Origin of the sequence: uncultured Bacteroides sp. (assembly GCF_937912035.1) — a bacterium.
In the GTDB taxonomy this organism is placed as follows: domain Bacteria; phylum Bacteroidota; class Bacteroidia; order Bacteroidales; family Bacteroidaceae; genus Phocaeicola.
This window is the reverse complement of the sequence record NZ_CALDPF010000016.1, coordinates 79,272-102,946: the sequence shown is the minus strand read 5'-3', so window position 1 is coordinate 102,946 and position 23,675 is coordinate 79,272. Positions and strand designations below refer to the sequence as shown.

Below are 23,675 nucleotides of genomic sequence, written 5' to 3'. Positions count from 1 at the left end.
CACCAGATCCTAAGTCTGGCGCGGCTACCAATTACGCCACAGGCGCGTGAGAAGCTTTATTTCTCATTTGCGATGCAAAGGTACGCTTTTTTTTTATACCTACAAACATTTCACTGATTTTTTTTCAAAAAAGTACATGCTTCCTCTATTATCGTATCTTTTCCGCGCAAAATATCCTCTTCCGTCATGTCTACACGTATATCCGGATCAATGCCAAACTCTATCTGATTCATCTCCGAATCGTACATTGGGGCTGCCGAAAATCTTATAGACCATCCGTTTGGTATTTCCGAAGAGAATGGCAATCCGGAACCTCCTCCAGTCTTATCGCCCATTATTGTTACAAGAGGCATACTTTTCATGCAATTTACAAAATCGTTTGTAGAGCTGTACGAACGTCTGTTTGCCAGAACTACAGCTTTTCTTTGCCAGCGTATCCCATTGGAAGGTTCAAGATAAACAGGTTCTGGTGTTGAAAACTCATTATGGCCAGGCCCTGTCTTGTGAGACATATACCCTACAAGAATTTTTTCATTTGTAAATCTTGAAGCCAATTTCTGTGCTGTAGTAAGATTTCCTCCTCCATTGTTTCTGACATCTATTATCAACCCGTCACAAAGCTCCATCTCTTTCAGCATATAATCCAGGTTCCCATCACCTATTCCATTAGAGAAACTGGAACAATACACATATCCTATATTATTTTCCAATATCTGATATGTCAGCCCTGATGTATTTACATAATCCTTTCCAAGATAATTGCTCTGGATGCTGTCACTAAAATTACGCGGATATGCATCAAACCATTCTCTGTACTGCGAAGTACCATATCCGCTACTCAAGTTCACATGCCCGTCACGAAGTTCGTTTACCATTTCAGACAGAACTTCAAATAAATTGTAACTGGACATATCGGAAGTGATACGTTTGGAATATCGGGAATATACTTCGTCCCAGTCAAGCCCATACACTTCATTCTTATAATCAAGGAAACAATATTGTTCGTCGATGATCCGCCACAACGACTCAAAATTTGCCTGAGGAGTATTGCCTGAAACATCCTCTCTGATACATGATGACGAAAGCACAGACAACAGCAAGAAAATCAATACTGCAAATAAAGAATTATTCTTCAGTTTCATAAGAAATATCATTTAATCAAAATGGATTAACCTTAGAAGGAAGGCTTATTCTGTTCTTTCCTCTAATCATCTGAAAATTTCTGACAAAGCCTATCATGAAATTATGAGAATAGAAATGACTTTTCAGATTATTGACTTTAGCCTGCTGTATATCGCACAGATAACCGGCACGCATTATCGTCTTGCCTATAGGAAAATCCAGAGTCAGCATCTGACGCACTGTAGGAGCATTGTGAAATGATGTGAAAAGTACATTCTTTCCACTATGTTTCAATGAGAATATTTCATAATAAGACTGCCCATATTCCGGCGAGAACATCAATCCCATAAAAGGAATATTTGCCTGATATCTCAAAGTCATAGGATAACGGCCTATTCTGAGTTTATATATCGCCATGGCTGAAGCATCAATACTGCCATAAACCTTTGCCTGGGCAGGATTATTGGAATTGCGCGTATTATAAATGAATCCACCATTGAGGTCCAGCATCGGACCGAACAATATCTTCAGCCTGTCGTCCACATTATACTGATAATGCAATGCGTACGTCCAGTTAAACATTCCGGAATACGATTTCCCTGATTTTGAGATATTATCAGTGCTTGAGGCATTGACCTGCACTATGCGCTGCGCAGAAACACGACCTCCCATAAGCCTTGTCATACGCATGCTTTCGTGCATGAATCTCAGTTCAGGGCCACGATATTCCAGCGGAGAGAGATATGTGTCGTACACATTAGTTTTACCAGCTCCGACCATAACAGAACGTACGATATACTTATCGTGTGATAATGAATCCTGTGCCAGCACTCCGGCACAAGACATCAACAGTATAAGCAAAACCGATATAAATAATCTACTCATAGGGCTAAAACAACTTCATCTGACCATCATCCTCATTTGGAGTATCCACATCATTATTCTCCACCTCATCAGCTTCAGACTGTACTTCCGGTTCCTCCTCCCTAATTATAGGTTCCAATTCTTCTATTTTATCCACAGCAAATGTAGTAAGTCGTTTTCCTTTAGCCTTAAAGCTCTTGACTCCGACAAATTCGCCGGCATCAACAATCATAGGTTCTCTGAAACTGTCGTGACCACCAAAGACAACATTTATCCTTGGATATGTTTCCGAAGTAAGAAGCAACAGTTCGTTCTGTTTATTCTCACCCAGGAAGTTCTGACGTTTGGTACTCTGTTCGAAACAGAACCTCTTCAGATATGGATAATTCTGCTGGTCGGCATCGTAAAGGACGGCAGTCCAAACCTTATCCGGATCGTATTTTTCCAAAATCATTATGTCTGTATCATAATGGTTATTCAAATCGAAATCCGATGTATAGAATTCTCCGTTCTTATGCACCACAAGTATGCAGTCTTCACTCTGGAATTCTCCCAGATATTCACCACGTCCGTCGTAATTAAGGCGTAGCACATCATAATCGAACCACACTTTTCTACCTCCAAGAGTAGAGCCTCCCTTATGCTTAAGACTTATCTTATGTACTTCCAGACGAGTAAGCAAGTTACCCATTGACTGGCGTCCTTTGATAGATATTTCACTGAAATCACGTTCCAGTATCAGTTTCTTTATTCTAGGATTAGGTCGGAGTGCAACCTTCACCACTTCCGCCTCACCATTTGGGTTGGCAGTAAAGTACATTATCTTAGAGCCAGGATTTCCCTGAGTGACATCATACTCACGGTCGCGTATCATCGAAGTCACATTGAAACGCTTAATAAAGTAAGCTCCATCCTTTCCGTCGCGGTATATCACATTATATATAGTACGCTTGTCATTCTTCTTGAAGATATTCACATACAGGATATTCTTACCTACGAAGAGTTTGTCGCTTATCCTAACTATCTTATATTTACCGTCCTTATAGAATATTATCACATCGTCAATATCAGAACAGTTGCACACATACTCATCCTTCTTCAGCCCTGTACCGATGAAACCTTCCTCACGGTTGATGTAAAGTTTTTCGTTTGCTTCCGCTACCTTGGTAGCCACAATGACATCGAAGTTTCTGATTTCAGTCTTACGCTCGAAGTTCTTGCCATATTTGGCTTTAAGCCCTTCATACCAGTTGATGGTATAATCTGTGATATGAGCAAGATGATTGTCAATTTCCTCTATTTCACCCTTAAGACGCGCTATAAGTTCATCAGCCTTATCCTTGTTGAACTTCAGAATACGTGCCATCTTTATCTCCATCAGTTTCAATATATCTTCTTTGGTTACCTCGCGCACCATTTGAGGATAGAACGGAGTCAGACGGTCGTCGATATGTTCGCATGCGGCATCCATATTTTCAGCCTGTTCGAACTTAGCATCCTTATATATACGCTCTTCGATGAATATTTTCTCCAGTGAAGAGAAATGCAGAGCTTCCAGCTTTTCATCGCGTTCGATATTAAGTTCCTGTCGGAGCAAATCCAAAGTATTGTCAGTAGATTTCTTAAGCACATCGCTGACAGAAAGGAAGTGCGGCTTCTTATTGTCTATCACACAGCAGTTTGGAGATATATTAACCTCGCAGTCTGTAAATGCATACAGGGCATCAAGCGTCTTGTCCGACGAAACACCCGGAGCAAGATGCACAAGAATCTCAACCTTTCCGGCTGTATTATCTTCTACCTTCTTGACCTTGATTTTTCCTTTTTCTACAGCCTTAAGTATAGAGTCTATAAGTGAAGATGTAGTTTTTCCGTATGGAATTTCACTGATACACAGAGTCTTGTTGTCAAGTTTTGAAATTTTGGCTCTCACTCGTACCACTCCACCACGTTCTCCGTCGTTATATTTCGATACATCTATCGAACCGCCGGTCTGGAAATCAGGATAAAGCTGGAATGGCTCGCCTTTAAGATAAGCTATGGCAGCATCACACAGCTCATTGAAATTATGAGGAAGAATTTTAGACGACAGACCTACGGCAATACCCTCAACACCCTGCGCCAAGAGCAAAGGAAACTTCACAGGCAAAGTGATAGGTTCTCTGTTTCGTCCGTCGTATGACGATTGCCACTGAGTAGTTTTCGGATTGAAGACTACATCTAGAGCGAATTTTGATAATCGTGCCTCGATATAACGAGGTGCAGCCGCACTGTCACCGGTAAGTATATTACCCCAGTTTCCCTGACAGTCGATGAGAAGTTCCTTCTGTCCGAGCTGTACCAGCGCATCACCGATAGAGGCATCACCGTGAGGATGGAACTGCATGGTATGACCTACTATGTTTGCCACCTTGTTGTATCTACCGTCGTCCAGACGCTTCATGGAGTGCAGTATTCTTCTCTGCACAGGTTTCAATCCGTCATTGATATGCGGTACGGCTCTTTCAAGTATTACATACGAAGCATAGTCAAGAAACCAGTTCTGATACATTCCGCTCAGCTGATGCCTCACAGCATCATTCGATGTATCAGCCGGTTTATAATCTGAATGGCCTTCGCCTCCCTGCAATTCGTTCTCTTTATCAAAAGTATCTTCGCTCATTTTTAGTATTTTAATCTAGAATAAAACTGTCTTTGCAAATTTAAGAAAAAAAGAGGATATACCACGAAAAGATATATCCTCTTATTTAGACTATTTTATTTTAAAATCTGTTATTTAGCCACTTTTTCAAGCCATTTCACCATGAACAGCATTACTCCCATAGAGATGAGACATACTATCATGAATATTGCCCAACAGTATGCGATAGGAATAGCATTATACATAAGAGGGCCAATCCACAACAGGAGGTTACCTACAGCAGTAGCACCAAGCCACAATCCCTGGCAAAGTCCCAGAAGATGTTTTGGAGCCACCTTCGAAACAAATGACAATCCAAGTGGAGAGATGAACAATTCTGCCACTGTAAGAAGGAAGTAAAGAACTATAAGCACCCATGCTCCGGCCTTCACCTGCTGGTCAATAGGAAGGTCTCTGTATTCTGCAGCAGAAGGATATCCCATTACAAATGAATAACCTGCAAGGAACAGATAAGCCAAGCCAGCGATAAACATACCGATAGCAATCTTACGAGGTGTAGAGATTTCCTTGCCTCTTCTGGAAAGAGAACCGAAAATCATCATGATTATCGGTGTAAGAGTAATCACAAAGAATGGATTTACAGCCTGCCATATTTCAGGAGCAATTGTAGATGTATCAACAAAGTCTCTGGCGAAAAGCGAAAGTGAAGTACCGTTCTGATGGAAAGAGAACCAGAAGAAGATAACAACGCCAAGTACTGCAAACAATGCATACAGACGCTGCTTGATTTCCTTAGCCATTGCAGCCTTTTCTTCAGCTGTATAAGTAACGGCAGCCGCAGCCTCTTTCTTTCCCGGATTTGGGAATTTGCTCTTAGTAGCGAAGAAGATTACCAAAGAAATAAGCATTGCCGCTACAGAAGCAACGAATGAATAATGGATACCTTCATTGAATATCTGAAGATACTGAGCACAGGATGCAGCCATATCTGCAGTCTCGCCAACACACTGCGACATCAGCTGGTTCAAGTTACCCATAGCTTCAGCCGACATACCGTCAGCACCTTTGGCAATATAGTCATGACACAAAGCTGGCAGACTTGCATTGTAAACCATATTATGCGCACTAAGCCACCAACTTCTCAACAGAGGAGCGATAAACGGAGCTATAAGTCCACCGATATTGATAAACACATAGAATATCTGGAATCCTGAGTCTCTCTTACTTTTTGCTTCAACCAGTTCCCTTTCACCTTTAGTGGCAGCCTCAGCTTCAAGGTCATCATACATCTGACCAACAATAGCCTGAAGGTTACCTTTGAAGAGACCATTACCGAAAGCGATAAGGAACAATGCAATACAAGTAAGAGTAAGCAACCATGTAGTATTGCCGGCATTTGCTGTAATAGGAACAGAGAGTGCAATATATCCTATGGCCATAATCACAAGACCTGCCATGATTGTACCTTTATAATTCTGCTTTCTATCGGCTATAAGTCCACCGACAAGACTCAGAAGATAAATACCTGCATAAAAGAATGAATAGATAAGTGTACTTTTTTCCTCACTTATACCAAATTTAGAACAAAGGAATAACACCAGCACAGCGTTCATGATATAGTAGCCAAAACGCTCTCCCATGTTCGAAAGTGCCGCAGGTATCAATCCTTTAGGATGCTTGTTAAACATAAATAATGAAGATTTAAATGATTAATGAATAATTTTTTATGCAAAAATAAAGAAAAAACGGATATTACGCAATATCACGATTATTAAACACAGGTTTTGAGCTGACATAATTATCTTCGGGCATAGAATATAAAAACAAAAAGCCAGCAGATATAAAGGAAGACAAGGCAGATATTTATAAAACAAGGAGACTATCCTTTACGGACAGCCTCCTCAAAAATGAAAATAACTTTATATAAATCCTTCCATAATTTGGAAGGTATTATTAAGCGTTATTATTCAGCCAATTTGTTGTCTGAACCCAAAACGTTGATGATTTTGTGTTTGTAAAGTTTTTCCATGTTGTCACGAGCAGGACCAAGATACTTACGTGGGTCGAATTCAGCTGGTTTTTCAGCGAATACCTGACGTATAGCAGCAGTCATAGCAAGACGAGAGTCAGAGTCGATGTTGATCTTGCAAACTGCAGACTTAGCAGCCTTACGCAACTGTTCTTCTGGAATACCGATAGCAGCCTTCAAAGCACCACCGTATTTGTTGATAGTATCAACTTCTTCCTGTGGAACTGAAGAAGATCCGTGAAGTACGATAGGGAATCCAGGAAGTTTTTCCATAACTGCATCCAATACGTCGAATGCCAATGGAGGAGGAACCATACGTCCAGTTTCTGGATCGATGTGGCACTGTTCTGGAGTAAATTTGTATGCACCGTGAGAAGTACCGATTGAAATAGCCAATGAGTCGCAACCTGTACGAGTAGCGAAGTCGATTACTTCTTCTGGATTAGTGTAAGTGTGGTGGTCAGAAGAAACTTCGTCTTCAACACCTGCCAATACACCAAGTTCACCTTCTACAGTTACCTCAAACTGGTGAGCGTATTCAACAACTTTCTTAGTCAAAGCAACGTTTTCTTCGTATGGAAGGTGAGAACCGTCGATCATCACTGAAGAGAAACCAGAGTCGATACAGCTCTTGCAAGTTTCGAATGTATCTCCGTGGTCAAGGTGAAGAACGATTTCAGGATGTTCGCAACCCAATTCCTTAGCATATTCTACAGCACCCTGAGCCATGTAACGCAACAAAGTAGCGTTAGCATACTGACGAGCACCTTTAGAAACCTGAAGGATAACAGGTGATTTAGTTTCAACTGCAGCCTTGATGATAGCCTGCATCTGTTCCATATTATTGAAGTTGAAAGCAGGGATTGCATATCCACCTTTGATTGCTCTGGCAAACATGTCTCTTGTGTTCACCAAGCCTAAGTCTTTGTAATTAACCATTGTTTCTACTATTTATAATGTTAGTGATTAAATTCCATTGCAAAAATAACAATTAATATATTCTTACCTTCAATTTTAAAAGAAAAAAATATACACAAATCTATATATATTGGATAAATACATCAGTTATTACAAACTTATACACGTATAATGCAATGTAGATATTGCAAGTTTTACATTCTACGTATACTAATACATGAAACGAGATATACAGAAACATTCATCTGATTTGACAGAAAATACAAGAAAACATTTTATTCTCTCTATATATAATCTATATTTATATAAATACAAACTATTTTTTTGTATATATAACCTATATTTATAAAAACACAACTTGTATTTATAGAATAAAACAAAGAAAAAGACTTTTTTGAACACGACAAAATGAAAATAATTCCAGGCTATGACAACGGCCTTATAACTAAATACGAACACATTATATATTAATATATTATCGTCGGAAAGTTTTTATAAAAAACATACGTAAAAAGTTTTCTCTTTTAAAAGAAAAAGCGTATCTTTGCAACCCGAAACAGACCATTACACACGACTAAGTGTTACCAACTAGTCAAAAAATAATAATAAATAAAGTATATACTGAAATGAAAAAAGGAATTCATCCAGAAAACTACCGTCCGGTAGTATTTAAAGACATGTCAAACGGCGATATGTTTCTTTCTCGTTCAACTTGTGCTACAAAAGACACAATTGAATTTGAAGGTGAAACTTACCCATTGGTAAAGTTGGAAATCTCTAATACTTCTCACCCGTTCTACACAGGTAAGTCTAAGTTGGTAGACACAGCTGGACGTGTTGATAAGTTCATGAGCCGTTACAACCGTATTAAGAAATAATACAAAAAGAAATCAAATAAAAACGGGCAACCCATTTTTTGGATTGCCCGTTTTTATTTTGTACATTTTCATTCTTTGTTTTAAGTCAATCTGAACAGAGCGACACAATTTTAGAATACTTGATTTTTATTTCTTCAGGAAATCTTCCCTTGTTGGAGAAAAGCAATCAACAATTACTCCCGGTTCCAGACATATACAGCTATGAAGTACATCCGGCTCCATATACATTCCGTCACCGGCCGTAACTATTTTCTTCTTTCCTCCAATAGTAAACTCAAACTTTCCACTCGATACAAAAGTAACCTGTGAATGATAATGAGCATGCTCAACTCCTACCGGACCTTTTTTCTCAGCCTTGATTTTCACCATCATAAGTTGGCCATCATATCCTAATATCTGACGCTTAACTCCGTCTCCTATAGTTTCCCATTCTATCTTATCTTCTTGAATAAATGTTTCACTTCTTGTTTTTTTCATTTCATTACCATTTTCAGAGTTAGCATAAACTGAATTTGTTACAATTGTTGCCATAAACAATACGGCTGTGAGAATCATCTTTTTCATGTAATAAAAATATTTGAAGTTTATATTATGAAATATTATTTTACATAATCCAATTTTATTACTACAACCCTTATATTCTGATCCTGCTTATCAGTCTGAATTTTTGCTATATGCCAATCTGACGGGAAAAACAAAAAGAAACGTTCAGGAGTAGAATCAATAAACATAGCCTTAGAAGCATCATAAGTATAACCTATAATATCCGGTTTATATGCTCGGTTAGGATATGAAGTCTCATGATCAAGTAAAGCAAAACGTTCTGTACCTTTTACTACATACTGAAGATCGATGTGATGATAGTGAGACTCCGATCCACGTTTTTCCAAAGAATCGTTTGTGCTATCCTCTACACTTGCATACAACTCCGTGCCCGGAATCTGATGTCTTCCGGCGGAAACATTCAGCAAATCAGTCTTAGCCAACCATGAAAACACTGCATCCCATTGCTTTTTGTTCTTATGATACTGCAAATAAAACTCCCCAAGATTAGTACTGACATCTGGTAAAGCCTTGAATCCGTTACTCCATTCCCTTTGCAAGACCCAATTCGTATAATTAACCTGCGATTTACAACAATTCTGCGAGTACGAAATATTACAATTTAGTACCAGAAGAAATAACACTAACAAAAGCTTAAAATTTTTTTTCATATTCTTCAGATTTAATAAATACAACATAATAGGTTTTCACGACAAAAATAACTAAAAGGCTTCAAACGTGTCCACAGTAAACCAAGTTATGCTAATATATTTTCAACTTAATCACAATCATTAATAAAATTATAATTCTTCAAAAACGCTATCATATCATCAAGTGTTCTATAATAATATTTATTCGAGCCTTCTTTTTTGTAATTAAAAAAGCCATGTCCTTGTCCGGAATATAGATATACATCACAAATATTTCCTTGTTCATTCATATTATTCTGAAACCTTAATATTGTTTCTACAGGAATTAATTTATCTTTTGTACCAATCATTACCAATGTAGGGGGCATCATCCTTTTTATATTATGCGCCGGTGAGAACTCCTTATAATATTCTTTGACTTTATTATATGCATACCCTCCAACTGGTCCATTATCTAAAACAGGATTAAATAAAACCAGAGCATCAGGAACAGGATTAATATCTTTATTGTCTGACTCATCGTCAAAAGATTCTATAACAGCAGTAGCTATGGCCAAATGTCCACCGGCAGACCCTCCTGATGCAGCTATTTTTTTAGAGTCTATATTCAACTTGTCTGAGTGCATACGAATATATCTCATAGCAGATCTGGCATCACTAATGCAATCTTTAGGCGAAACCCCACTGATCTTCATTGTCCGATAATCAGCAAGAATAGCAACCATGCCCATTTTGTTTAAAACCAAAGCATGAGGTAAAAACTGTTCGCTATTGACATTATACCACCCGCCTCCGAAGAAAAATACTATTGCAGGATACTGTTTCTCTTTACAAAAGTCATCAGGATAATAAATATTCATTTTTAATTCTACAGAATCAACAGTCTTATAAACCACTGTCTTTTTATTCGTAGTGCTTAAATGATCATCTACTCTATTTGAAGCTACAGTAATTACAGGAATAGAACAAAACAAAATAAAGAACAATAGATTCAAATAAACGAATATTGCAAGGAAAGAACTTCTCATAATATTTTATCATTTAAATTTATACAAAACCAATTTACTTGCAGGTGGCAGTTCCCCTTCTGGTTTTCTGTCTCTGTTTGCATCAAGAGTTTCCCAACGCAATAAATACTTCCCTTTAACAAGAGTACGTACATACATTCCCGGAAAATCGGATACAACCTCATCATACGATTCAGGATAAACACGTACCGGTTCACGTTTGCCACAAGCCTCCAAAGTATTTTCGTCAAACAAAATCTCGCCTTTTCCTTCTTTTATATGATTATAGCCAAAGGCCATTTTACCATCTTTGATTGAAATCGGATTGGTTATAGACAACTCATTTTTCATAGAGCCGTTTCCTTCAAACTGCCAGCGATACTCCCAATCAGTAAGTTTGGACAATTTCCATTCATTATCAATATATTTAGCCGCATAAAGTTGATTGTAACCGTTTTCATCATACTTATGATAACCAATAATTGGATGATTTTGTGAGTCAAAACCTAATTTGATACCTGGATTAAACAATCCACCTTTCACTGGAGTAGCATCTACCCAAAACTCTTTTTTCTCTAACACAATAGGTAATTCAGTCTTTACCCCAGCAATATTCTCCCAATGTAACAGGTCTTTGCTGCGAGCATACGAAAGCGTATGATTGGTTGAGCAATCAGGGGTTTCTCTCCATACCCATATCAGATGATAATAGCCGTCACCACCCAACACAGGACCTTGCATATAAGCGTTTCTTTTACCTTCACCATATGTTAAGTGAGTATCCAACAATCTTTTCCATGACTTTGTCTTAACATCATATATGTTGTATATTTCTGACCCGTTTCCACTTCCACCAGTTCTATAATGAAATATCAGATTACCATCAGGAGATTCCATAAAAGAAGGATAGGTCATACGTTTTTCATCTACTCCAGTCATCTTTTCCACTTGACGTACAGAATGAATATCGTATGGCATTTCTGAACGGAAATATATCAATGGCACAGCATGCATGTTACCAGATACATGTAGATAACCTTCTTTATCGAATGCCATCGTTATATAATTATGACTATCCCACCCTATTTTTGAGGGTAAAACTTTATATTCCAGTTTACCGGATTTCAGGTCACAGGTCGCCAATGTCATCTGATGAAGTGAATCATAGTAAGCCATATACAACTTATCATTCTTTTCAAGCATAGAGAATCCTACTCTGAATGCTGATACTACCTTAGATATTTCCACTCCTTCCTTAGGAAAATCAAAAACTTTTTGATTAGTACATGCAGACAATAATGTCGCCAGAAGAATAAAACTTAATAATTTAACTCTATTCATAACTCACAAATTTATTTAACTTCAATTCGATTATTAGACAAAACAGAAAAGACTGTAGTAAAATTTATTTTTTCATTTTGTATATATAAAAAACATTTGAATTATATAAAGCTATAACTATTGTCCCACATATTTCCAACCGACTAGAATTACCAACATATATCAGAAAAAAATCCTATAGCTAATTTATTCTTTATCAGTTTATATCAATGAAGGCTTTTTCTATATTAAAGCAAGAAAAGTAAGTTTTATTAAACGAAGTAACAATTTAAAGTTTTTCATATAATAACATTCTCATAATTTATCGCAACCTGATAAATATAACAGATTCATAATTTCCCCATTACAAAAATGGTATTACCGCATTTTATTTTCAAATCCCAAATATATCAAACAAAAAATTAAATCCATAATATTAATAACAAAAAAATCCTGCAAAGAATAAAAATATTCCATGCAGGATTAAGAAACAAACTAATATGGTGTAATTACAAAGTCTTCTTGTAAAGTTCTAGAATTATCTCTTCTGTCACCTCACGAGGATTACCAGGAGTACATACATCTGCGTATGCAGCCTTTGCAAGACGTGGAAGGTCTTCTGCCTTGATACCAAGTTCAGAAAGATGCTGAGGTATTCCTACACGTACTGAAAGCTCTTTCACTGCTTTAACAGCAGCATCAGCAGCTTCTTCCTTGCTCATTCCAGCTGAATATACATTCATAGCTTTGGCTATGTCAACATACTTATCGAGTGCTGCAGGTGCATTGAATTCCATAATAGTAGGCAAAAGTAATGCATTTGCTACACCATGAGGAATATCAAATATAGCTCCCAATGGATGAGCCATTCCGTGTACAACTCCCAAACCTACGTTAGAGAATGCCATACCGGCTATGTACTGTGCTACGGCCATACCATTACGTGCCTCTGCATTATTAGGTTCGTTTACTGCTGTTTCAAGATAGCGGGCAATCATCTCAATAGCCTTGATTTCGAACATGTCACTCATTTCCCAAGCACCTTTAGTGATAAGGCCCTCGATAGCATGAGTCAATGCATCAAGACCTGTAGCTGCAGTAAGACTCTTTGGAAGAGTATACATAAGTTCGGCATCTACTATAGCAATGGCAGGAATATCGTTAGGATCAACACAAACCATCTTCTTGTGGTTTTCCTCATCTGTTATCACATAGTTTATAGTAACTTCAGCTGCTGTTCCGGCTGTTGTTGGAAGAGCTATAATAGGTACTGACTTTTTCTTTGTATCGGCAACACCTTCAAGAGAAACCACGTCTGAGAACTCAGGATTGTTAGTTATAATACCAATAGCTTTAGCTGTATCCATTGATGAACCACCACCAATAGCAATAATAAAATCTGCTCCTGAAGCTGCATACGCTGCGAGACCTGCTTTAACGTTAGAAACAGTTGGGTTAGGTTTGATTTCGCTGAACACTTCGTATGGGATATTGGCATTGCGCAAAACTGATAATACTTTATCAGCAACTCCAAACTTAATCAAGTCCTTATCTGTTGCAACAAAAGCTTTAGTCAAGCCAAGACGTGAAATTTCTTTTGGAAGAACTTCTCTCGCTCCGGGACCGAAGTAAGATACTTCGTTTAATACGAATCTATTTATCATAATAATCAATTTTATAGGTTAAACACTCTTTTAAGTTCATCCATCTGTTCATCTGTCATTCCCTTAGGTACAAATCCCATTGAGCATGCAGACTCATAAATCTTGGCAGACTTAGACAGTGTATCTATCATATCGAATGCCTCAATCAGATCCTCACCAATAGCAATTGCTCCGTGTTTTTCCCACATAACTACATCATATTCGTCAAGCTGTTTGATAGTTTCCTCAGCAAGAACTACAGAGCCAGGCAACTGGTATCTTGCTATACCTAAACCTTTCGGACAGAAAGCACGTGTTTCAGGTATCATACTCCAAAGAATCTTGCTCAATACATCTTTTTCAAGAAAAGCCGGATTATGAGTCATTGCGACTAGTTCTATAGGATGTGTGTGAACAACAACTTTATTCTTCCTACCTTTTCCTAGAAGATAATCATGCATCATCAGATGTGAAGGCAATTCAGAAGTAGGACGTATATATTCTTCTGCAATGATGTCATAATATGTACCGTCTTCTGAGATACGTATTATTGACATATTTTTCATTGGAGTAGAATGTACATAACGCATTCTTTTACCTGTACCAGTTACAATGAAATAATTGTTGCACAAATTCTTTACAGGCTGTGGAAGCACAATAGATTCACCAAGTGGCTTAAGCGAAGTAATAGTTTCATCTACTACATCTGTAATATTATAAGATATATTACCACCATTGCGTTCTGCCCATCCGCGTTCCCAAAGGTAACCGGCTACTTCGGCTATCTGAGAGATAATTTCTGAAATTGAATTGTTGTAAACCATCGTTAAGTTATAATTAAATACTATTTAAAATACATTTAGACATTTCTTAAAATCATCTTCTATACCAATGAAGGGAAGAAGATTGAAAATATCAAAATCAATAGACCAACCCCTAAAGCAACAAGAGTCTTACGGTCTGCACCTGCCCATTCGCGCAGGATAATTCCCCACAAATTTGAAAAGACAACATTTAGTGACATAAGTATGCTCCAGGCAAATGCCATAAGGACAGCATTGTCGGTAAAGAAGCTTTTACCCATTTCCAGACCGAAGAACTGTGAATACCATAATACTCCTGCAAGCATGCAGAACAATACATTGTTAATGAACAGTGACGGAGAAACTTTAAAATAGTCTTTCGTTGTTCCATTCTTTATATTCTGCCAGAAACAATAAGCTGCATTGGTAAGGAAACCACCAAAAGTAACCAACAGAATAACAGGCAATCCGGCATAAAGCGGATTGACATTAGCAGATAAAGCTGCCTCTTTAATTGAACTACCGGCATCAAGACCTAGTGCAAAACATGCACTCATAACTCCGGCTAAAAGAGCTACAAGCAAGCCTTTAGTAAGAGCGAAATCTTTAACAGCCGCTTTCTTTTCTTCTTCACTCATAGACTGTGAGCGAAGAGAACCGCTATATCCTATTACCGCGATACCTGCAAGAGTTATACAAACACCTAAAAGAAGTATAAGTCCCTCGCCATGAAACAAATCAGTACCGGCCATAAGTGCGGGAAACAACGTACCGAAAGCTGCACATGTTCCTAAAGAAATAGACTGTCCCAAAGCCACGCCAAGATAACGCATACTTAGTCCGAATGTAAGTCCGCCTACTCCCCACAACACTCCATATACTATTGCCTTCAGAGCTCCTCCTGACGATAGTAATGAAAAAAGGGAACCACCCTCGGGCACCGCCAAGAGTGCTCCGAGAAGTGGAAATACCAACCAGGCAAATATGCCTTGTACCAACCAGAAGTTTTCCCATTCCCAAGATTTGATTTTCTTGATTGGAACATATGAACTGGACTGGCCAAAACTACCTATGGCTATTATTAATAAACCTAATAAAACATCCATTTTATCAACGTTTTGAAGTAACCTCAGCTTCGTATTTTTCTACTTCCGCTATAAAGTCATTGCCTACAGGTACCCCGTTCTTCAGGCAGAACATGTCATAGACTGCATTCCAAGGCAATGCCTTAGCTTCTTCAAGAAGAGCCAGACGCTGGAATCCCATATCGTTTGCTTCATATTCGCGAAGTTTTGCAAGTGGCTCAAGCAATGCACGACACATACTCTTCTGTGCAGCACGGCTACCAATCACATACGCACCTATACGGTTGATTGAAGCATCGAAATAGTCGAGACCGTAATGAACTCTGTCGAGAGCGTCACAACGAACGATTTCACTGAACAAATCGAGTGTAGGATCGTCCATTATTGTTACATGGTCTGAGTCCCAACGAACAGGACGGCTTACATGAAGCATCAGTTCTGGAACATAAAGCAGGAGTGAAGATACTTTGTCAGCTACGCTTTCAGTCGGGTGGAAGTGACCTGTATCAAGAGTTACCATCTTATTGTTCTGTGCTCCGTATGCTACATAGAATTCATTTGAACCTACAGTGTAGCTTTCAAGTCCGATACCGAACACTTTTGATTCGATACAGTCCTTCATATTCTTGTATTCAGTTGCGAAAATCTCATCAAGAGAGTTCTTGAGGTTTTCACGATACTTCATACGGTTTACGGTAATATCCTTGCTACCGTCGTGTACCCATACGTTCATGATACATGGATCGCCCTGAGCCTTACCCATATCTTCTGCAATGGCACGGCAACGCTTGCTGTGTTCAATCCAGAAATCACGAATACCCTTATCTGGATTTGAAAGTGAAAGGTTTCCACTCTTCGGATGACCGAAACATGTAGTGTTGAAGTCAAGCTTCATATCGTTTTCCTTACCCCATTCTATCCAGCTCTGGAAATGAGTTGTGTCAACTTCATCACGGTCTACTACCTTACCCTGGAAATCACCATAGATTTCGTGAAGATTCAGACGGTGTGTTCCCGGAATCATTGATTTAGCCTTTATGATGTCAGCACGAAGTTCGTCAATGTTTCTTGCCTTTCCAGGATAATTACCTGTAGCCTGAATTCCTCCGCTAAGCTGTCCTGCCTGTACTTCAAAACCGGCTACATCATCAGCCTGCCAGCAATGAAGTGAAAGGTGGAAATTCTGCATCTGTTCCAATACTTTGTCTGTATCTACACCTAATGCTGCATAACGTTCTTTTGCGATCTCGTACGATTTTACAATTAATTCTTCTTTCATGGTTTTTAAGTTTATAAGTTTATGATTTTTATTTTATTACTTGTTTATGATTTCCAGATACTTCTGATATGCTTCATTCCAACTTTCTGAATCCATAGGATTATATGTGGAAAGCTCTACGTTGGCAGAAATCACATTTCTCATTTCCTGAAGTGAATTTACAATTCCGGCAGCTTTAGCCTGTAGCATGATATTTCCTACAGATGAAGCCTCAGCAGGACCTGCAATAACAGGAAGTCCTATCGCATTTGAAGTAAACTGATTAAGAAGTGCATTTCTTGAACCTCCTCCTATAACATGAAGTTTTTCAATAGGATTCTCTGCCAATGTATTGAATACATCAAGTGTCTCACGATATTTCATTGCAAGACTCTCGAAAATCATTCTTATATAAGCTGCATGAGTCTGAGGCGCATCCTGTCCTGTTCTCTTACAGTATTCATTGATAGCCTCTGGCATATCTGCAGGATTGACAAACAGAGCATCATCAGGATCGATAAAGCATTTGAAGCCCTCTGCTTCGGAAGCCATCTTTACCATTTCAGGGTAAGAATATTCTATACCGTCCTTCTTCCAGCGTTTCAGACACTGTTCCACAATCCACATACCGGTAATATTCTTCAGAAGCCTGATTGTTCCGTCCACACCTCCTTCATTTGTTATATTGTATTCAGCAGTTTTTTCATTTACCACCGGATGTTCTGTTTCAATACCCATAAGTGACCATGTGCCTGAACTAAGATATGCAAAATTCTTATCCAAGGCTGGGATTGCAGCAACAGCTGAAGCTGTATCGTGTTCTGCCACAGCAACAACAGGTACAGGTTGTATTTGGAGTTCTTCGGCCAGTTCGTCAGTAATATTTCCAATCACAGTACCAGGCTTTACAATAGAAGCCCACTTTTCTCTATCTACTCCAACACTCTTAAGTAACACATCATCCCAGTCTCTTGACTCCGGATTTAACAAACCTGAAGTAGATGCTATGGTATATTCTGTGACTTTCTTTCCTGTAAGCATATAGTTCAACGCATCCGGAATAAAAAGTATTTTATCTGCGTTCTGCATTGAATTACATTTACGCCCATTCATCACATAAAGTTGGAAGATTGTATTGAAATCCATGTGCTGTATACCGCTGCGCATATACACATCCTTGGAGCTCATAACTTTATCGAAATATTCTTCTTTCTTTCCGATAGTCTGTGGGTCTCTGTATGCGTATGGTATGCCACATAATTCTCCATCCGGATTTACACATACGATATCCACGCCCCAAGTATCAATACCCGCCGATGTTACAGGTATTCCTTTACGGGCTACTTCCGTAAAACCTTTCTTCAGATTTTCATACAATGAATAAATGTTCCAATAAAAATGTCCGTTCCACTGCAACATTTGATTAGGAAAACGTGTTATTTCTTCTAAGGTTAACTTCTCTCCTTCCAGTTTTCCCAGTATAGTTCTGCCACTTGTGGCACCTAAATCGAATGCAATAAAATAGTTTACTTTCATAAAAACAATGGTTAACTTGATTACTATGCAAAGATAGTAATTTAGTTCTTAAAGCATTAGTAAAAAATGATGTTAGAAATGGAAGATTTGACGGAAATACATATCTTTGCAAAAATGCCATTATCATGAGAAACGACGCATCAAAAAATTATAAATACCTTATAAGCAGTCAACGGGACGAAGACTGGGGAATAACAGTCAACACTGTAGGATGTGAAACTATTGGAAGTAATTATGAAACATATCCACCACGAACAGGACATCCTGCACAGTTTTTCTTCACACCATCGCGTGGAAGAAGATTAGACAGTTACCAATTACTGTACATAACAAAAGGAAGAGGTATATTTTTCAAATCTCCAGAAGAAAGTATAGAAATAAAGGAAGGTGACATGATTATATTACGTCCTCACCAGTGGCACAGCTATATGCCAGACAAGAAAACCGGTTGGACTGAAATGTGGATTGGTTTCGAAGGAGCAAACATGGACAGCAGATTCAAAAATAATTTCTTCAATAAAGAACAAATAATATATAGAATCGGTGTACAGGATAATATAGTAAATCTATACGACCAGGCCATAAGGATAGCGAATGAAGAGAAGGCTGCTTGTCAACAGTTTCTTGCAGGAATTGCAAATCTGATTCTTGGCATGACTATGTACTACGATTACAACAAGTGTTTCGATACTACGACAGAAGCCCAGATAGACAAAGCAAAAATCATAATAAGAGAAAATCTACTGAAAGGTATCACACCAGAAGATGTAGCCTCCAGAATCAACATAAGTTATTCGTGGTTCAGAAAATTATTTAAAGATTACACTGGAGTTTCCCCAGCACATTACATTCAGGAATTGAAAATACAGGAAGCTAAACAACTATTATCAGGAAGCGATACTAATATAAAAGATGTCTCATATTATTTAGGTTTCGACGACATAGCGTATTTTTCAAAAGTATTCAAGAAATATACCGGATTTACTCCTATCGAATACAAAAGAATTTACTATTGACTATAAACATACTGGCTATACGAGTTTAGATCGAATATTGTCAGAACGAATACATTTTTGTACCTTTGCACTTCAAACAACAGATTTCTATATATGGAATTAAAAGAACATTTCTCCGATAAAATATTCAGTATAATATCCGAAACTGCAGACGAACTGGGATTGGAATGCTATGTAGTAGGAGGCTATGTGCGAGATATATTCCTGAAACGACACTCAAAGGACATTGATGTGGTAGTGGTAGGAAGCGGTATCGATATAGCACAGGCACTAGGCAAAAAATTGGGCAAAGGAGCTAATGTTTCGGTGTTCAAGAATTTCGGGACTGCACAGGTGAAGTTCAGGGACATCGAAGTGGAATTTGTAGGTGCAAGAAAAGAATCATATAGCCACGACAGCAGAAAGCCAATAGTGGAAAACGGAACACTGGAGGACGACCAGAACAGACGCGATTTTACAATAAACGCTATGGCCGTCTGCCTGAACAAAGACCGTTTCGGCGAGTTGGTTGACCCATTTGACGGTATGGAGGATCTTAAAGACAGAATCATAAGAACCCCTCTTGATCCGGACATAACATTCAGCGATGACCCTCTGAGAATGATGAGATGTATCCGTTTTGCCACTCAGCTGAACTTCTACATAGAGGACGAGACATTCGAAGCTTTAGGGAGAAATAAGGAACGTATCAAGATTATATCAAAGGAACGTATCGCAGACGAACTGAATAAAATAATATTATCACCTATACCGTCGAAAGGATTCGTAGATCTTGACAGATGCGGGCTTTTGGAACTTATATTCCCTGAGCTATGTGCCTTACAAGGTGTAGAGACAAGAAACGGAAGAGCCCATAAGGATAATTTTTATCACACGCTTGAAGTACTCGACAATATATCGAAAGCTACAGACAATCTGTGGCTCAGATGGTCTGCCCTGCTTCATGACATAGGCAAACCTAAGACTAAAAGATGGGAACAGAAAGCCGGATGGACTTTCCATAACCATAACTACATCGGCGAGAAGATGATACCGGACATATTCAGGAAAATGAAACTTCCAATGAACGAAAAGATGAAATATGTCCAGAAAATGGTGAGCCTCCACATGCGTCCTATAGTAATAGCCGACGAAGAGGTTACTGATTCTGCAGTAAGACGACTACTCTTTGAAGCAGGTGATGATATTGACGATCTGATGTGTCTGTGTGAAGCGGATATCACCTCTAAGAACGAAGCCAGAAAACAACGTTTCCTGGACAATTTCAAGCTTGTAAGACAAAAACTGAAAGATCTCGAAGAAAAAGACAGGATAAGAAATTTCCAACCCCCTGTAGATGGAGCTGAGATTATGAGAGTTTTCAACTTACAGCCTTGCCGCGAAATAGGTGACTTGAAAAGTTATATCAAAGATGCTATTTTGGACGGTGTAATACCTAACGAACACGATGCAGCATTTGAATATATGATGGAAAAAGCAAAAAAGATGGGATTGAAACCAGTCGATGAATAATACAATCCCTATTTTTATCATCCTGTAGTATTATTGAAATCTACGGGATGATAAATTTTCACAAGACTAAAGCAAAACCTAAAATAAAATCACCGAAAATCTAATATATTTTAATTTTACTCCAAATAAAGTTTTCCACAAAGCCCACTCACAAACCATTCTAAAACATTTTTTAAAGCTAAAAATTTCCATTTTTGTAAATTCCAAATATTTTGATATTTTTTATTTCAGAAATTTGTTTATAGCTTTGCAATACTTTTTCAGAGTGACATCAGTCTCAAAAGGGAATACCGTGAAATTCGGTAACAGTACCCGCTGCTGTGATTCTTGATGAAACGGAACAAGGTTATTCCGACCACTGCCTCATTGGCGGGAAGGTGTTCCGCGGAAAGATCAGTCAGAAGACCTGCCCTGAAAAAGAAAAACAAATAATTGTATGATTTAAAAGACAAAAAAATGGAAACAAAAGACATCTGCATCATCAAAAGAGACGGGAAGCGGGAAAACTTCTCATCTGCAAAAATCTACAACGCCATTACCAAAGCTTTCGTAGCATCAGATCTTACAGACTGCGAAAACCTTATCGACGAAATAACACAGAGGGTAATCAATCATTTCAATACGCCTACCATAGGTGTGGAAGAAATACAGGACCTTGTAGAAATGGAATTGATGAAAGTAAGACCGGAAGTAGCGAAAAAATATATCATCTACAGGCAGTGGAGAAACACCGAACGCGACCGCAAGACAAAAATCAAACATATAATGGATGGCATTGTGGCTATCGACAAGAATGATGTCAACCTTAGTAACGCCAACATGTCAAGTCATACTCCGGCCGGGCAGATGATGACTTTTGCATCTGAAATTACAAAAGACTATACTTACAAATACCTTCTGCCTAAAAAATATGCAGAGGCACACCAGTTGGGTGATATTCACATTCACGATCTGGACTATTATCCCACAAAGACTACCACATGCATACAGTATGACCTGGAAGACTTGTTCGAGAGAGGATTTCACACAAAGAACGGAAGCATACGTACTCCACAGTCTATTCAGAGTTATGCCACTCTTGCTACAATAATCTTCCAGACTAACCAGAACGAACAGCACGGAGGACAGGCAATACCGGCATTCGATTTCTTTATGGCCAAAGGAGTTCTGAAAAGCTACCAAAAGAGTGTAGTTTCAATCATGTCTTTCTTTATGGAAATGAAAGGCATTGACATAACAGAAGAGACTCTGAAAGATTACGTAAAAAAGCATCTCATGACAATAGTCCCGTCTGAAGATGATAAAAACAACCTTATAGAAGAGCTAAAATCAATAGGTGCAAGCATAGAAAAGAAAGAACTGGAACATATCTTAAACAAGGCAAACGAACGTACTCGCAAAGATACTCACCAGGCGATGGAAGGTTTTATCCACAACCTTAACACGATGCACTCAAGAGGCGGCAACCAAGTAGTTTTCAGCTCTATAAACTATGGCACTGACACGTCGGCAGAAGGAAGAATGGTTATAGAAGAGTTGCTTAAATCTACAATAGAAGGCCTTGGAGCTCACGGTGAAGTTCCTGTATTCCCGATACAAATTTTCAAGATAAAGGATGGGGTGTCATATTCGGAAGAGGATTATCAGCTTGCAATGAGCGACTTCGATGCCGCAATGGAAGGAAAGCTACAGTTCAAGGCACCAAACTTCGACCTTTTCCTAAAAGCATGCCGTACTACAGCCAAAGCTTTATTCCCTAACTTCATGTTCCTTGATACCCCATTCAACAAACATGAATTATGGAGAGCAGATGATCCACACAGATATAAATACGAGCTTGCCACAATGGGATGCCGCACAAGAGTATTCGAAAACATTAATGGCGAAAAGACATCACTTGGAAGAGGTAACCTATCATTCACCACAATGAACATGCCAAGACTGGCTATAGAAGCTAGAATCAAGGCAGAAAGTATTATCGATTCAAACAACAAGGAGGCTATCGAACAAAAAGCCAAAGAAGTATTCCTTCAGTCGGTAGAAGAAATGGCAGAAATGATAGCCGAACAGCTATACTCAAGATACCAGTATCAGAAAACAGCCTTGGCAAGACAATTCCCATTTATGATGGGCAACAACGTTTGGAAAGGCGGATGCAACGTAAATCCTAACGAAGAAGTCGGTGACATACTGAATCAGGGAACACTTGGTATAGGTTTCATCGGAGGTCACAACGCAATGGTTGCACTCTACGGTCAGGGACACGGACACAACAAGAAATCATGGGATACTCTTTACGAGGCTGTTAAGAAAATGAACGATGTAGCCAAGAGATATAAAGAGAAATATCATCTTAACTACTCTGTCCTTGCCACTCCTGCAGAAGGCCTGTCAGGAAGATTCACAAAGATGGACAAACGCAAATATGGTATTATAGAAGGAGTAAATGACAGAGATTATTATGTCAACTCATTCCATGTTGATGTAAAAGAACCTATCAACATCGTTGACAAGATTAAATGTGAGGCTCCTTTCCATGCACTTACCCTTGGAGGGCACATCACATACGTGGAACTGGACGGTGAAGCTCAGAAAAATGTAAAAGCTATAGCCAAAATCGTGAAAGTAATGAACGACGAAGGTATTGGTTACGGTTCAATAAACCATCCAGTTGACACTTGCCACAACTGCGGCTACAGAGGTGTAATCTACAGTAAATGCCCTATATGCAACAGCGAAAACATACTCCGCATGCGCCGTATCACAGGTTACCTGACAGGTGATTTGAACAGCTGGAATTCGGCAAAACGTGCAGAAGAACGTGATAGGGTAAAACATGCCTAATCTGAA

18 protein-coding genes and 1 riboswitch are annotated in these 23,675 nt (G+C 38.7%); of the genes, 4 read left to right on the top strand and 14 right to left on the bottom strand.

Annotated features, from left to right (window positions below):
* Window positions 1-110: 110 nt before the first annotated feature.
* The 5 genes from Q0486_RS02850 to Q0486_RS02830 form a co-directional block, all read right to left on the bottom strand.
* The gene (locus Q0486_RS02850; protein WP_299230200.1) at window positions 111-1,136 is read right to left on the bottom strand and encodes a S41 family peptidase; all 1,026 of its coding nucleotides are present in this window, start codon (window positions 1,134-1,136) and stop codon (window positions 111-113) included.
* A gap of 22 nt (window positions 1,137-1,158) precedes the next feature.
* Entirely contained in the window at window positions 1,159-2,007 is an 849-nt protein-coding gene (locus Q0486_RS02845) for a DUF3316 domain-containing protein (RefSeq protein ID WP_299230191.1), read from the bottom strand.
* Window positions 2,008-2,011: 4 nt separating this feature from the next.
* Window positions 2,012-4,648 (bottom strand): DNA gyrase/topoisomerase IV subunit A, encoded by a 2,637-nt coding sequence (locus Q0486_RS02840; protein WP_299230190.1) that lies wholly within the window; start codon window positions 4,646-4,648, stop codon window positions 2,012-2,014.
* Window positions 4,649-4,758: 110 nt separating this feature from the next.
* Complete coding sequence (locus Q0486_RS02835; protein WP_299230189.1) at window positions 4,759-6,315, bottom strand: peptide MFS transporter; 1,557 nt, start codon at window positions 6,313-6,315, stop codon at window positions 4,759-4,761.
* Between the two features lie 275 nt (window positions 6,316-6,590).
* Window positions 6,591-7,595 carry a class II fructose-bisphosphate aldolase gene (locus tag Q0486_RS02830; RefSeq protein WP_299230188.1) on the bottom strand — a complete coding sequence of 335 codons (1,005 nt, stop codon included), beginning with the start codon at window positions 7,593-7,595 and terminating at the stop codon, window positions 6,591-6,593.
* A 605-nt stretch (window positions 7,596-8,200) separates the two neighbouring features.
* On the opposite strand from Q0486_RS02830, the gene Q0486_RS02825 reads away from it, so the two are divergent.
* On the top strand, window positions 8,201-8,452 hold the full coding sequence (locus tag Q0486_RS02825) for a type B 50S ribosomal protein L31 (RefSeq protein WP_087428283.1): 252 nt from the start codon (window positions 8,201-8,203) through the stop codon (window positions 8,450-8,452).
* A gap of 126 nt (window positions 8,453-8,578) precedes the next feature.
* Here the strand turns inward: Q0486_RS02825 and Q0486_RS02820 are convergent, their stop codons facing one another.
* The 9 genes from Q0486_RS02820 to Q0486_RS02780 form a co-directional block, all read right to left on the bottom strand.
* On the bottom strand, window positions 8,579-8,929 hold the full coding sequence (locus Q0486_RS02820) for a cupin domain-containing protein (protein WP_299230199.1): 351 nt from the start codon (window positions 8,927-8,929) through the stop codon (window positions 8,579-8,581).
* A 122-nt stretch (window positions 8,930-9,051) separates the two neighbouring features.
* Window positions 9,052-9,666, bottom strand: coding sequence for a YhcH/YjgK/YiaL family protein (locus Q0486_RS02815; RefSeq protein WP_299230187.1), 615 nt, complete (start codon window positions 9,664-9,666; stop codon window positions 9,052-9,054).
* A 107-nt stretch (window positions 9,667-9,773) separates the two neighbouring features.
* A complete protein-coding gene (locus tag Q0486_RS02810; RefSeq protein ID WP_299230186.1) occupies window positions 9,774-10,673 on the bottom strand; it encodes an alpha/beta hydrolase in 900 nt (299 codons plus the stop codon).
* 9 nt (window positions 10,674-10,682) lie between these two features.
* On the bottom strand, window positions 10,683-11,993 hold the full coding sequence (locus tag Q0486_RS02805) for a BNR repeat-containing protein (RefSeq protein WP_299230185.1): 1,311 nt from the start codon (window positions 11,991-11,993) through the stop codon (window positions 10,683-10,685).
* Window positions 11,994-12,481: 488 nt separating this feature from the next.
* Entirely contained in the window at window positions 12,482-13,636 is a 1,155-nt protein-coding gene (fucO, locus tag Q0486_RS02800) for a lactaldehyde reductase (RefSeq protein WP_299230184.1), read from the bottom strand.
* 11 nt (window positions 13,637-13,647) lie between these two features.
* A complete protein-coding gene (rhaD, locus tag Q0486_RS02795; protein WP_299230183.1) occupies window positions 13,648-14,439 on the bottom strand; it encodes a rhamnulose-1-phosphate aldolase in 792 nt (263 codons plus the stop codon).
* Between the two features lie 59 nt (window positions 14,440-14,498).
* On the bottom strand, window positions 14,499-15,524 hold the full coding sequence (gene rhaT / locus Q0486_RS02790) for an L-rhamnose/proton symporter RhaT (protein ID WP_299230182.1): 1,026 nt from the start codon (window positions 15,522-15,524) through the stop codon (window positions 14,499-14,501).
* 4 nt (window positions 15,525-15,528) lie between these two features.
* Window positions 15,529-16,782, bottom strand: a complete 1,254-nt coding sequence (locus tag Q0486_RS02785) for an L-rhamnose isomerase (protein WP_299230181.1) — start codon at window positions 16,780-16,782, stop codon at window positions 15,529-15,531.
* 36 nt (window positions 16,783-16,818) lie between these two features.
* Window positions 16,819-18,297 (bottom strand): rhamnulokinase family protein, encoded by a 1,479-nt coding sequence (locus Q0486_RS02780; RefSeq protein ID WP_299230180.1) that lies wholly within the window; start codon window positions 18,295-18,297, stop codon window positions 16,819-16,821.
* A 125-nt stretch (window positions 18,298-18,422) separates the two neighbouring features.
* Between Q0486_RS02780 and Q0486_RS02775 the strand changes: the two genes are divergently transcribed.
* The 3 genes from Q0486_RS02775 to Q0486_RS02765 all read left to right on the top strand — a co-directional run bounded on the left by Q0486_RS02775 (window position 18,423) and on the right by Q0486_RS02765 (window position 23,669).
* Window positions 18,423-19,313: an AraC family transcriptional regulator gene (locus tag Q0486_RS02775; RefSeq protein ID WP_299230179.1), complete on the top strand. Its 891-nt coding sequence runs from the start codon at window positions 18,423-18,425 to the stop codon at window positions 19,311-19,313.
* Window positions 19,314-19,406: 93 nt separating this feature from the next.
* Window positions 19,407-20,825: an HD domain-containing protein gene (locus tag Q0486_RS02770; RefSeq protein ID WP_299230178.1), complete on the top strand. Its 1,419-nt coding sequence runs from the start codon at window positions 19,407-19,409 to the stop codon at window positions 20,823-20,825.
* A gap of 246 nt (window positions 20,826-21,071) precedes the next feature.
* Window positions 21,072-21,254, top strand: a riboswitch (cobalamin riboswitch).
* Window positions 21,255-21,281: 27 nt separating this feature from the next.
* Window positions 21,282-23,669 carry an anaerobic ribonucleoside triphosphate reductase gene (locus tag Q0486_RS02765; protein WP_299230177.1) on the top strand — a complete coding sequence of 796 codons (2,388 nt, stop codon included), beginning with the start codon at window positions 21,282-21,284 and terminating at the stop codon, window positions 23,667-23,669.
* Window positions 23,670-23,675 lie beyond the last annotated feature (6 nt).

Excerpts from the sequence above, each read along its gene's own strand:
- Q0486_RS02845 (WP_299230191.1), bottom strand. The coding sequence starts at position 2,007 with ATGAGTAGATTATTTATATCGGTTTTGCTTATACTGTTGATGTCTTGT.
- Q0486_RS02840 (WP_299230190.1), bottom strand. The coding sequence starts at position 4,648 with ATGAGCGAAGATACTTTTGATAAAGAGAACGAATTGCAGGGAGGCGAA.
- Q0486_RS02835 (WP_299230189.1), bottom strand. The coding sequence starts at position 6,315 with ATGTTTAACAAGCATCCTAAAGGATTGATACCTGCGGCACTTTCGAAC.
- Q0486_RS02830 (WP_299230188.1), bottom strand. The coding sequence starts at position 7,595 with ATGGTTAATTACAAAGACTTAGGCTTGGTGAACACAAGAGACATGTTT.
- Q0486_RS02825 (WP_087428283.1), top strand. The coding sequence starts at position 8,201 with ATGAAAAAAGGAATTCATCCAGAAAACTACCGTCCGGTAGTATTTAAA.
- Q0486_RS02820 (WP_299230199.1), bottom strand. The coding sequence starts at position 8,929 with ATGAAAAAAACAAGAAGTGAAACATTTATTCAAGAAGATAAGATAGAA.
- Q0486_RS02815 (WP_299230187.1), bottom strand. The coding sequence starts at position 9,666 with ATGAAAAAAAATTTTAAGCTTTTGTTAGTGTTATTTCTTCTGGTACTA.
- Q0486_RS02810 (WP_299230186.1), bottom strand. The coding sequence starts at position 10,673 with ATGAGAAGTTCTTTCCTTGCAATATTCGTTTATTTGAATCTATTGTTC.
- Q0486_RS02805 (WP_299230185.1), bottom strand. The coding sequence starts at position 11,993 with ATGAATAGAGTTAAATTATTAAGTTTTATTCTTCTGGCGACATTATTG.
- fucO (WP_299230184.1), bottom strand. The coding sequence starts at position 13,636 with ATGATAAATAGATTCGTATTAAACGAAGTATCTTACTTCGGTCCCGGA.
- rhaD (WP_299230183.1), bottom strand. The coding sequence starts at position 14,439 with ATGGTTTACAACAATTCAATTTCAGAAATTATCTCTCAGATAGCCGAA.
- rhaT (WP_299230182.1), bottom strand. The coding sequence starts at position 15,524 with ATGGATGTTTTATTAGGTTTATTAATAATAGCCATAGGTAGTTTTGGC.
- Q0486_RS02785 (WP_299230181.1), bottom strand. The coding sequence starts at position 16,782 with ATGAAAGAAGAATTAATTGTAAAATCGTACGAGATCGCAAAAGAACGT.
- Q0486_RS02780 (WP_299230180.1), bottom strand. The coding sequence starts at position 18,297 with ATGAAAGTAAACTATTTTATTGCATTCGATTTAGGTGCCACAAGTGGC.
- Q0486_RS02775 (WP_299230179.1), top strand. The coding sequence starts at position 18,423 with ATGAGAAACGACGCATCAAAAAATTATAAATACCTTATAAGCAGTCAA.
- Q0486_RS02770 (WP_299230178.1), top strand. The coding sequence starts at position 19,407 with ATGGAATTAAAAGAACATTTCTCCGATAAAATATTCAGTATAATATCC.
- Q0486_RS02765 (WP_299230177.1), top strand. The coding sequence starts at position 21,282 with ATGGAAACAAAAGACATCTGCATCATCAAAAGAGACGGGAAGCGGGAA.